Origin of the sequence: Peterkaempfera griseoplana (assembly GCF_001418575.1) — a bacterium.
Classification (GTDB): Bacteria; Actinomycetota; Actinomycetes; order Streptomycetales; family Streptomycetaceae; genus Peterkaempfera; species Peterkaempfera griseoplana.
This window is the reverse complement of sequence record NZ_LIQR01000354.1, coordinates 1-9,639: the sequence shown is the minus strand read 5'-3', so window position 1 is coordinate 9,639 and position 9,639 is coordinate 1. Positions and strand designations below refer to the sequence as shown.

The following is a 9,639-nucleotide window of genomic DNA, read 5'->3' as shown; positions in this document are numbered from 1 at the left end:
CGACCGGATCGGCCCCCGGCCTCAGGTCCGGTTCCGGCGGCTGCCCGGGCGCGAGGCCCGCCTCGGCCGGGGTGCGGCGCATACCGGCTCCTCTCGTCGGATCCACGGAACGACTCGCCTCCCGCACGGTCCCCTTCTTCGCTGCTGAGAACGCGCACCTGTCGCAGGAGCGCCCGAACGGCGGTCCCCTGCCGGTGGCCGCACCGGAGTGCCGCGGCGTCGGACGGCTGAGCCGCACAGCCTCCGCGCCGGGGCGGGCGGGGCTGTGCGGGCCGCGCCCGGGACGCTCCGCGCTCCCACTGCCCGGCGGGGCGTTCTCGGGGGCCGTCACCCCGGCCCGGAACGGGGAGGGGGCACCGTCGTGGCGGCGCTGGCGATGTCCGCCGCCGACATGCCGACGGCCCGTCTGGGCGTGACCGACCCGCGCGGCTGGTCTGCGGCCGACTGGCTCTCCGACGCCGTACCCCACCTCGTCTACGGCCTGGTCACCCACGGCGCGGTGGCGGCCGTGGAACGGCGAGCGTGACCGTCAGCGACCGAGGGGAACGCGCCCGGCCCTGAGCGCTCCATGGATGCGGCGACCTGGACGAACCGGCCGCCTTGCTGCCGTCCAGCCGTGACGGCCTCACCGGCATCCCGCCGCACGGTCCGGTTGCGGGTCACCGGACGTCTCCTCGGCTGCTCCCGCCCCGAGCACGCCAAGGGCCTGGCCGCTGCAGCGTCCGTGACCCCCGAAGATCAGTCCTGCCCCTCGGGCTGGGTCGGATCGGCGGTGAGGGCGGCGACCTTCCGGCGCTCCGCGGGGGTCGCGGGCATCTCCACGCGGTCGCGGAAGTACCAGGCGCTGAGGGCGGCCCGCAGACGGCGGCGGCGGGAGGCCTCGGCGCCCGGGGGGAGGCTGAGCGGGTGCGGGAGACGGCGGGTCAGCACCACATAGGCCTTCTCGGCGGACAGCGGCCGGTGGGACTCGTCGTAGCCGCCCTCGACGGACTGGCTGATGAACCCGGTCTCCGTCCCCTCCTCCAGGAGTTCACGCTCATGGGCCTGCAGCGCCAGGCAGGCACGTCTGGTGATCCAGAAGGCCACCACGGGCGCCACGAAGAAGCAGACCCGCAGGAACCAGTTGAGGGCGTTGACGGAGAGGTGGAGGACATAGGCGAGGACGTCCTGTCCCCCGTCGACCAGCAGCACCAGGTACCAGGTGATCACCGCGGCTCCCAGGGCGGTGCGCGCGGGCTGGTTGCGCGGCCGGTCGAGCAGGTGGTGCTCTCCCAGGTCGCCGGTCAGCCACCGTTCGAAGGCGGGATAGGCGTAGAGCGCGAGGAAGAACAGCATGGGCAGCACCACGGCCGGCAGCAGGGGGTTCCATGAGACGGTGTGGCCCCACAGCCGGGTCTCCGTGCCCGGCATCAGCCGCAGCGCTCCCTCCAGGAAGCCCAGGTACCAGTCCGGCTGCGCGTCGGTGGAGACCTGGTCCGCCCGGTAGGGGCCGTAGTTCCAGATCGGATTGATCTGGGCGATGGCGCTCATCACCGTCAGTACCCCGAAGACGGCGAAGAAGAGGCCCACGGACTTGCCGGTGTACTGCGGGAACAACGGCTTGCCCCGCACATTGCGGCCGGTCGCGCCCCGGCCGGCCCACTGGGTGTGCTTCAGGTACACCACCAGGCCGAGGTGGGCGCTGATGAGGGCGACCAGGAGGGCGGGGATCAGCAGGATGTGGGTGACGTAGAGCCGGGGGATGATCTCGGTGCCGGGGAACATGCCCCCGAAGACGAAGAAGCTCAGGTACGACCCCACCAGGGGGACCGAGAGGATGAACCCCTGGGCGGTGCGCAGGCCGGTGCCCGACAGCAGGTCGTCGGGGAGGGAGTAACCGGCGAAGCCCTCCAGCAGCGCGAGCAGGAAGAGGGTGACACCGATCATCCAGTTGATCTCCCGGGGGCGACGGAAGGCGCCGGTGAAGAAGATGCGCAGCAGGTGCACGCAGATGGAGGCGACGAACAGCAGGGCCGCCCAGTGGTGGATCTGGCGGACCAGCAGCCCGCCGCGGACGTCGAAGCTGATGTTCACCGTCGACTTGTAGGCCTCGGACATCCGGACGCCGCGCAACGGCAGGTAGGAGCCGTGGTAGACGCTCTCCGCCGCACCGGGATGGAAGAAGAACGTCAGGAAGACACCGGTGAGCAGCAGCACCGCGAAGCTGTACAGAGCCAGCTCGCCCAGCAGGAAGGACCAGTGGTCGGGGAACGCCTTCCGCAGCAGTTCCTTGGCCGCCTTCATCAGCGGTACCCGCCTGTCGACGGCGACCGCCGCGTGCTCCGCTGCTGCCTCGGCCTTGCGTTCGAGCCGCTTCTTCATCCCGAACAGCAGCATCGGATGGCTCCTCGTTCCCCGGAATCGCATCAGTGGTCCGGCGCAGGCTCTCCCTCGGAGTGCTTACCCTGCCCCCGGTCCGCGGACAGCAATCGGGCCCCGCTCCGAACGGCCGAACACCGCCCGCCCGCGGGGCCGTACGGCTCGACCAGCCGACGACTTTCCCCCGGTGCCTCAGCCCTCAGCCCTCAGCCCCCGAACCGGCATCGCGCTCCGGCAGCTTGCGGTCCGCCTCCGCCAGCGCTTCCTCACCGCTTGCCAGAGCCGCACGCATCCGGTCGCGGCCCAGCACGGCCAGTCCGGCGCCACCACCGGCGTAGGCGAGCGTCAGAACCGCGGCGGCCGCCGTGCGGGGCATCGCCCTCTCCAGAGCCCGCAGAGCCGTCTGGTGCGCGGCGGCGACGGTGAGCACCCCGCACACCCCCGCAGCTCCCACCAGGGCACTTCCCAGCGCCGCCCGGCGCACCGTGGTGACCAGCTCGGCTCCGACCTCCTGCACGCTGCCGGCGACCTGGTCATGACCGCCTCCTCCTGTCGCCACGTGCGCCGTCCCGCCCCGCCCGCTGCCGCCGGCGGCAGCGGGCGGGGGGGCTCGGAAGCGGGTTGCGACGGGGACGTACGGCGCCCCCGCCGGCACGCAGGTGGCCGACCCGGCACGCCCGGAGGTCTCCCGGAGCGCCGTCACCGGACGGACCGGCCGTGGACGAACACCCGGTGCTGTCGTCGGCGGCCACCCATGAGCAGCGTGTCGCGGGCCCGCTCAGTCGGTTTCGGGTCGGGCCGGGTCCCATTCCTCGTCCACCGGGGGCACCGGCTGGTCGGAATCGGCCCCGTCCAGGTCCGGGGTGCCGGCGACAGCCTGGCACAGGCCGTGGCGACCGAGGAGGCGGGATTCGGGACGCTGCAGCTCGCGGTCGGACATCGGACCTCCGTGGGTTGTCGCCCGGCCCTCCACAGGGTTGCCGGGCGGGACCTGTGTGTGACTGCAAGGGGCCTGCCCTGCTACCCGTCCAGCCTGCCCGGACCCGGTCCCCGTCGCATCTTCACGACGCCCCCGGGCGGTTCGCGGGGCACGGGCGCTCGCACGCCGCCGCGACCGTCGGTGACCGCTCCCGCGGGCACCGGCCGCCCACTCGGCCGCCGCCCGGGAAGCACTCCACGTCGGCATCCGCCGTGCACCCACTCCTGCCCCGAACGGTGAGCGGCGCCGTCGCGCGCGCCGAGGAAGGCCGGACGCCCCACCTCCGCGACCGGTTCGACGGCGGCCAGGCCTCTGCACGGTGCGACAGCCGACGGCCCGCTGGGCGGAACCGCTCAGCCCGGCCCGGCTGCCCGGGGGTTCAGAGTTCGGCGGTCCACACCCCGACGGGGTGCCGGTCCGGCGGCAGCCAGAGTTGCGGTTGTGACTCCCGGTGACTGCGCTCCACCTGCTCCTCCCAGGGGAGGCGGCCCTGCGCGTCGGGCCATGCCACCTGCAGGACGGGGAAGGGCGGGCGCCGGTAGAACCCGATGGCCCGCCCGAAGAAGACCCGGTACCAGCGCAGGTCGACGTCCCGGAGCACGACGCGCCCGCCGGCGACCACACCCTGATGCTCCTGACCGGCACTCAGGCGGCCCCCGGAGGCCGCCTCGTCCCCGAGCGTGTTGAGCATGCGGTGCATGGTGCGCACGCCCAGCCCGAACGTCGCCAGCTCAGGTGTGCCGTGGGTGTGCGACAGCCCGATCGTGTAGGCGAATCCGGGGCCGACCTCGTCCTCGGGAACCATGATCACGTGCCAGCCGTGACGAAGCACGTCCTCGGCGATCCTCAGGTCCATGTGGTCTGCCTCGTCACGATCGCCGTAGTCGTGGCAGAGGACACAACGGCACTCGAAGGGATCACCGGTCATGCACGGAGGCTACGTGCACCGGCACCCGGTGGAGCACCCCGGGCTCGGGGTCATCTTCCGGGGTGGGCTTCGCGGTCGACCGTCTCCGTCCGCTCCCTGAGCTCCGCGCCCCGGCCCGGCTCCCGTCGGCGCGAAGCAGCGAGAGCGGCGCCGCACCCCCCAGCAGGAGGTGCGGCGCCGTCCGTGCACAGGTCGCGCAGGCTGTGCCGTGCGGTGACGTCAGTACGTCAGCCGCTGCAGCCCGTTCGCCCAGGGATTGACCAGGTACACCGTGCGGGTCCCGGGGTCGAGGTGGAGTCCGCGCAGGGAGGTCGGCTCGAAGTTGGTGAGGCCTCCCATGGTGTTGACGAGGTTGACGAGGGGGTAGCGGGCGAGGACCTTTCCGGTGTCGGGTTCGACGACGGTGATCTCACTGAGGGCGTTGTTGTCGCCGGCGGTCGCCTCCTCGTAGAGGTGCGCCACCACGGCGACGTTGTGGCGCGTGTCGAGCACGGGCCAGGCCACACCGCGGGTGCCGAGGTCGGCAGCGGTGCCGGTGGCCAGGGTGTGCTGGTCGGCGGTACGCCAGGTGCCGGTCGGGAAGGAGCCGCTGGAGTAGTCGGGCGTGGCGGGGCCGGCGGCGACATAGACCTTGTCGCCCTTGCCGTCGGGCAGCAGGCCCGCGGTGCACAGCGGCATGGCGCCCATCGGGGACACGGTGCGGGCACCGGGGTCGAAGCTGACGGCGGCGTAGGGGACACGGCCGCTGAGGCAGGGGCCCTGGGTACCGGTGGTGGCGACGAAGAAGGTACCGGTGGAGGCGTCGAGCGAGACATTGCTGAAGGCGCGGCCGGGGCTCGACTGGTTGACGGGCAGCGGCTCGGAGACCTTGCCGCTCTTCATGTCGACGGTCCACAGCTGGTCGATGCCGGAGACCGCGTTGTAGGTGACGACCACGGCGCGGTGCCGGGCGGGGTCGAGGGCGCCGCCCTGGTAGTAGACGGACGTGGTGCCCGCCTGCGGGTCCAGCGTGGTGGTCCTGACCTCGGCGCCGGTCCGGGTGTCACGCAGGTCGATCTCCGGGAGGACGCCTCCCGTGAACGGCCTGCGGGCGATGAGGGTGGTGCCGGTGGTGGGGTCGGCGCCGACCACCGTCCGCATCATCCCCGAGCCGTTGTCGGTGGAGACGGCGGAGCCGAGGCTGCCGTCGCCCAGCGAGTAGCCGGTGACGCCGCCGCCGGTGAGCTCGTTCTCCTCGGAGAAGGTGTCGGTGGCCAGCAGCGCCGTGTCACCGGTGACCTCGAAGTTCTCCAGGACGCCGGAGACGGTGTCACCGTCGAGGTACTCCAGGAAGGAGGTCGGGGAGGCCTGCCCCACGGGCTTGCCGTCCCGGGTGGCGATGATCCGCACCGGGTACTGGACGCCGGTCGGCAGGCCGAGCGCCTGCAGGTCCAGCGTGGTCTGGCCCTTGGCGGACGGCAGCGCCCGGAGGAGGGTGGAGGCGTGGTCGACGCCGTTGTCGTCGCGTCCGCTGCCGTTCTGGTTGGTGGTGGTGTTGAGGGCGCCGTACAGGGTGGGCCCGGGGGTGAGGAACTCGACGGCGGCGCCGTTCGCGCCCCGGACGCCGTCGACGTCCCAGGAGAGCGACAGGGTGCGCTGTGCACGGGTGAGTTGCGCGGAGTACCCGGTGGCGGAGGTGTGGCCCAGCCGGGGCGCCTCCGGGCGCTGGTCCGCGCCGGCGCCGATGGTCAGGGCGCGGAAGTCGCCGTACACCTGCCCGCCGTAGAGCGTGATGCCGACGCCGTACAGACCCGCACCACCGGGGGCGAAGGCCGATGCGGGGATGGTGACAGTGCCCCTGGTCGCGGTGAGCGGGGTGCGCCAGGTGGCGCGCCACTTGTCGGCGGCGGTGAACGGCGTCCAGTGGCCCACGGAGGAGAGCACCAGCTCGGGTTGGGTGGTGTCGCGCAGGCCGGTCAGGTCGTAGTGGACGGTCACCGACCTGCCGAGGGGGGTGGTACCGGGCGCGGTGGGCGCCTGGGGCTGGAGATAGCTGCCGTCGGTGGCGGTGAAGGTCAGTGTGCGGCCCGCCGAGGCGACGACGCGGCCGTGGTCGAGCGCCTCGAAGGTGACCTTGAGGCTGCGGGGCCCGTCGGAGGTGAGCGGCAGCCCGGCGGCGGCGAACAGTTCGCCGGGCAGCAGACGCAGGCTGGGGCCCGGGGCGGGGATGGTACGGCCGCCGTCGACGCGCAGCCGGTAGGTGAGGCCGTGGCGGGCGCCGGTGAGGTCGAGGCCGAGGGTGATCGGGGAGACGGCGTTCTGGCCGTTGCCGTTGCCCTCGTCGTCGCGCGGCCCGCCCAGGTCGATGGCGTCGGGGTCGGTGGCCTCCACGAAGTTGGTGGAGGGCGTGACGGACATCAGCTGCCGTTCCGCGACCGACAGCCGGGCCGCCGCAGGCTTGATGTCGTGCTTCTCGGCCAGGACCTTCTCGACGGCCGCGGTGACGTCGAGCTGCGGGCCCATGGTCAGTTCCTGGTCGGCCTGCGGGGGCTGGGCGAGCGGACGCCCGGTGTCGACGAGCAGATCACGCACCTGACGCGGCGTCAACTTCTGCCCGGTGCTCTCGGCCGCCGACAGGACGTTCGCGGCGGCGGCGGCGATCATCGGGGCGGAGGCGGAGGTGCCGCCGTTGAGGACGACCTCGGCACCGTCGGGGACGTGCATGAGCGAGGGCAGGTTGTCGCCGGGGGCTGCGAGGTCGACCCGGCTGCCGAAGCCGGAGGAGTAGCCCGCCGTGCCGTTGTAGCGGGTGGTGGGGTAGGCCGAGGTGCGGATGTCGTCGGAGGTGAGGGTGTCGTCGGTGGTGCTGCCGCCGGCGGCTATCACGCCGGTGTCGCGGACCTTCGAGGGGACGGTGGTCGCGGCCACGTCGTCGATGGTGGTCTCGGACTTGGCGCCGGCGGTGCGCTCGGTGGGGGTGCTGCCGCCGTCGGGGCCGACGGAGACGGGCAGGCCGAGCCGGGTGCCGTCGTTGGCGGAGACGACCACCACGATGCCCGAGTCCACGATCTGTCGCAGGGTCTCGCGGATCTCCGGGTCGTCCTCCAGCCAGCGCGACGGGAAGCCGATGGAGCCGTCGGTGCCGAAGCCTAGGCTCGCGGTGATCACATCGGGCCGCGGCTTCTGGGCGGCGGCGGCGCGCAGCGCGGCGGCGATGCCCGTGGCGGACGGCTCCTCGGGGACGACGAGACGGTAGTCGGCGCCGGGGGCGATGCCCAGCAGGTCGGTGGCGCCGCTTCCGGTCGCTTCCGGGCGCTGCCGGTCGTGGGGCAGCGGGGCCATCATCGAGAAGTCGAGCAGGACTTCGCCCAGGTAGGGGTCCTGCCCCTCGATGGTTCCGGCCGGGTCGAGGCGGCCCTGGTTGTCGCTGGTGTAGGTGGGGATCAGCGGCAGGGACGGGTAGTCGAGGTAGCGCCGGCCGTTCCTGAGGACCGTGGTGGGCCCGTTCTGCCGGACGTAGGTGTCTCCGGCGTCGGCCATGGACTGGTCGGTGAGGTCGCCGAGGGAGACATTGGTGATGATCTGCCCGGCGCCGGGGAGGGCGTGCAGATAGGTGGCGGTGTCCTGGAAGGCGCCCACGGCGTCGACTCCGCCGGCGTTGAGGTACGACTGGAAGGACGTGGCCAGGCCCGCGTTGGTGGGCAGGGAGCTCGCGACATCGTTGTCTCGGGCCGTGGTTCCGGATATTGTCCCGGCTGTGGACCCGGCCGCACCGAAGCGCGCGCCGGCTGCCGGACCGCCGACGCCACCGAGGTCGTCGATGGCGGAGCGGACCTGCCGGGGCAGCTCGACCGCGCCGGTGTTCATGGTCTGGGGGCGGACGGCGGAGGAGGCCGAACCGACGCCCGACGCGACCTGATACGGCGTCGACTTCGCCGCGTCGGCTCTCCGTTGCAGCACGGCGGCGGACGGGGCGATCTGCTCGCCGAGGCCGCTGCTGCCGGTGACCCCGGGCACGGGGAAGGGGCGGGTGGTGCCGTCCTTGGCGGTGAGCGTGCCGGTGCCGTCGTCGCTCCAGCGGACGGTCGAGCCGTCAGCGAGGGTGACGCTGTGGGGCGCGGACGAGGAGGCGGAGACGGCGGAACGTGAGCCTGGCCGGGCGGCCCCGGAGGCGTGGGCGGCGGGGGCCGCGGTGACGGCGGTGAGCAGGGCCGCGAGCGCTGCGACCGGCGCTCTGAGCTGGCGTGATGGCATGCGACGCCCTTCGGGGAGGTCCCTCGCGGGAGCAGGAAAGGGGAAGCCCAGTCACATCTGCGGGACTGGTGGGGCGTGCGGGTTGCGTGATCAATCTCGCGGCGCGCGGCTGCCGGAACAAGTCCGCCGGGGCGCGTGTTCGCGCAGCTGCCCACATGTGCTGGGCCGACCTCGACGGGCCTGCTCGCAGTGCCCGTTGGAGTCCAGGATCGATATGGGCCGGTCTCGCCCCGGCCCCGCGCACAGGAGTGTCGGACCGTATGAACGTCATCCCGGAGAGCCCATGGACGGCAGCTGGTCTGGACTCCGTCAGCGGGCGGGTGCTCGAACACCTGGTGAGCGCCCCGTCGGCGGACGCCGCCGCGGTCGCGGAGGCCGCCGGAATCCCACCCGACGAGGCCGAGGAGGCGCTGCGGCGGCTGGAGGGCGCCCTGCTGGTGACCCGGCTCGGCGGGCGGCCGGTGCGCTGGGCCGCGAGTCCGCCGCGCTCGTCGCTGGGCGCGGTGCTGGCCCGCCGCCGGGCCGAACTGGCGGCGGCCGAGGGCATCCTGGACCGGCTCCAGGAGGCGTACGAGACGATGTCGGGCCCACGGGCGACGCACCTGATGGAGGTGCTGGAGCACGAGGAGGAGGTCTCCGCGCGCTACGCCCAGCTGCTGAAGCAGAGTTCGGTGGAGGTGCTGCACCTGGCGAAGCCGCCGTATGTGTCGGGCCCCGAGGTGTCCTCGGGCGAGGTCGGCACGGTGGCGGGGGTGGAGCTGCGTTCGGTGTACGAGACGGACGGGTTCACCGACGCGGTGTCGCTGCAGACGGCGCTGCGCGGTACGGCGCGGGGCGGGCGGCTGCGCCTGGCCTCGCGGCTTCCGGTGAAGCTGGTGGTCTTCGACCGGACGGCGGCGCTGCTGCCGGTGCGCAGCGACCGGCCGGAGGCGGGCTCGCTGGTGGTCCACTCCCCCGCGCTGGTGGAGGCGCTGGCGGCGCTGTTCGAGAGCGTGTGGGCGGCTGCCGCGCCGGTGTCGCTGGAGAGCCGGGACGACTGGCCGGTGGCGGCCGGGGCGGAGGGTGTCGGCGGGGCGGGCGGTCCGGAGGGCCCGGGCGGACCCAGGGGGCTGAACCGCCCGGGCGGACCGGACCGTTCGGC

7 protein-coding genes are annotated in these 9,639 nt (G+C 73.2%); 2 read left to right on the top strand and 5 right to left on the bottom strand.

Going from position 1 to position 9,639, the window contains the following annotated elements; all coding sequences use genetic code 11:
* Nucleotides 1–361: 361 nt before the first annotated feature.
* The gene (locus tag AOK09_RS40870; RefSeq protein WP_169797062.1) at nucleotides 362–526 is read left to right on the top strand and encodes a hypothetical protein; all 165 of its coding nucleotides are present in this window, start codon (nucleotides 362–364) and stop codon (nucleotides 524–526) included.
* Nucleotides 527–738: 212 nt separating this feature from the next.
* On the opposite strand, the gene qcrB is transcribed toward AOK09_RS40870, so the two are convergent.
* The 5 genes from qcrB to AOK09_RS25090 form a co-directional block, all read right to left on the bottom strand.
* The gene (qcrB, locus tag AOK09_RS41165) at nucleotides 739–2,376 is read right to left on the bottom strand and encodes a cytochrome bc1 complex cytochrome b subunit (protein WP_055589517.1); all 1,638 of its coding nucleotides are present in this window, start codon (nucleotides 2,374–2,376) and stop codon (nucleotides 739–741) included.
* A 181-nt stretch (nucleotides 2,377–2,557) separates the two neighbouring features.
* Nucleotides 2,558–2,917 (bottom strand): phage holin family protein, encoded by a 360-nt coding sequence (locus tag AOK09_RS38165; protein ID WP_157876027.1) that lies wholly within the window; start codon nucleotides 2,915–2,917, stop codon nucleotides 2,558–2,560.
* A 219-nt stretch (nucleotides 2,918–3,136) separates the two neighbouring features.
* Complete coding sequence (locus tag AOK09_RS40395) at nucleotides 3,137–3,298, bottom strand: hypothetical protein (RefSeq protein ID WP_157876026.1); 162 nt, start codon at nucleotides 3,296–3,298, stop codon at nucleotides 3,137–3,139.
* Nucleotides 3,299–3,716: 418 nt separating this feature from the next.
* Nucleotides 3,717–4,265 carry a DUF4262 domain-containing protein gene (locus AOK09_RS25095; protein WP_055589515.1) on the bottom strand — a complete coding sequence of 183 codons (549 nt, stop codon included), beginning with the start codon at nucleotides 4,263–4,265 and terminating at the stop codon, nucleotides 3,717–3,719.
* Nucleotides 4,266–4,484: 219 nt separating this feature from the next.
* Entirely contained in the window at nucleotides 4,485–8,498 is a 4,014-nt protein-coding gene (locus tag AOK09_RS25090; RefSeq protein WP_055589514.1) for a S8 family serine peptidase, read from the bottom strand.
* A 260-nt stretch (nucleotides 8,499–8,758) separates the two neighbouring features.
* Here AOK09_RS25090 and AOK09_RS25085 point away from each other — a divergent pair.
* Nucleotides 8,759–9,639: TrmB family transcriptional regulator (locus tag AOK09_RS25085; RefSeq protein WP_055589513.1), on the top strand; the 881-nt coding region annotated here is incomplete at its 3' end.

What these genes read in the sequence shown, in the direction of transcription:
- qcrB (WP_055589517.1), bottom strand. Translation starts at nt 2,376, where the DNA reads ATGCTGCTGTTCGGGATGAAGAAGCGGCTCGAACGCAAGGCCGAGGCA.
- AOK09_RS40395 (WP_157876026.1), bottom strand. Translation starts at nt 3,298, where the DNA reads ATGTCCGACCGCGAGCTGCAGCGTCCCGAATCCCGCCTCCTCGGTCGC.
- AOK09_RS25095 (WP_055589515.1), bottom strand. Translation starts at nt 4,265, where the DNA reads ATGACCGGTGATCCCTTCGAGTGCCGTTGTGTCCTCTGCCACGACTAC.
- AOK09_RS25090 (WP_055589514.1), bottom strand. Translation starts at nt 8,498, where the DNA reads ATGCCATCACGCCAGCTCAGAGCGCCGGTCGCAGCGCTCGCGGCCCTG.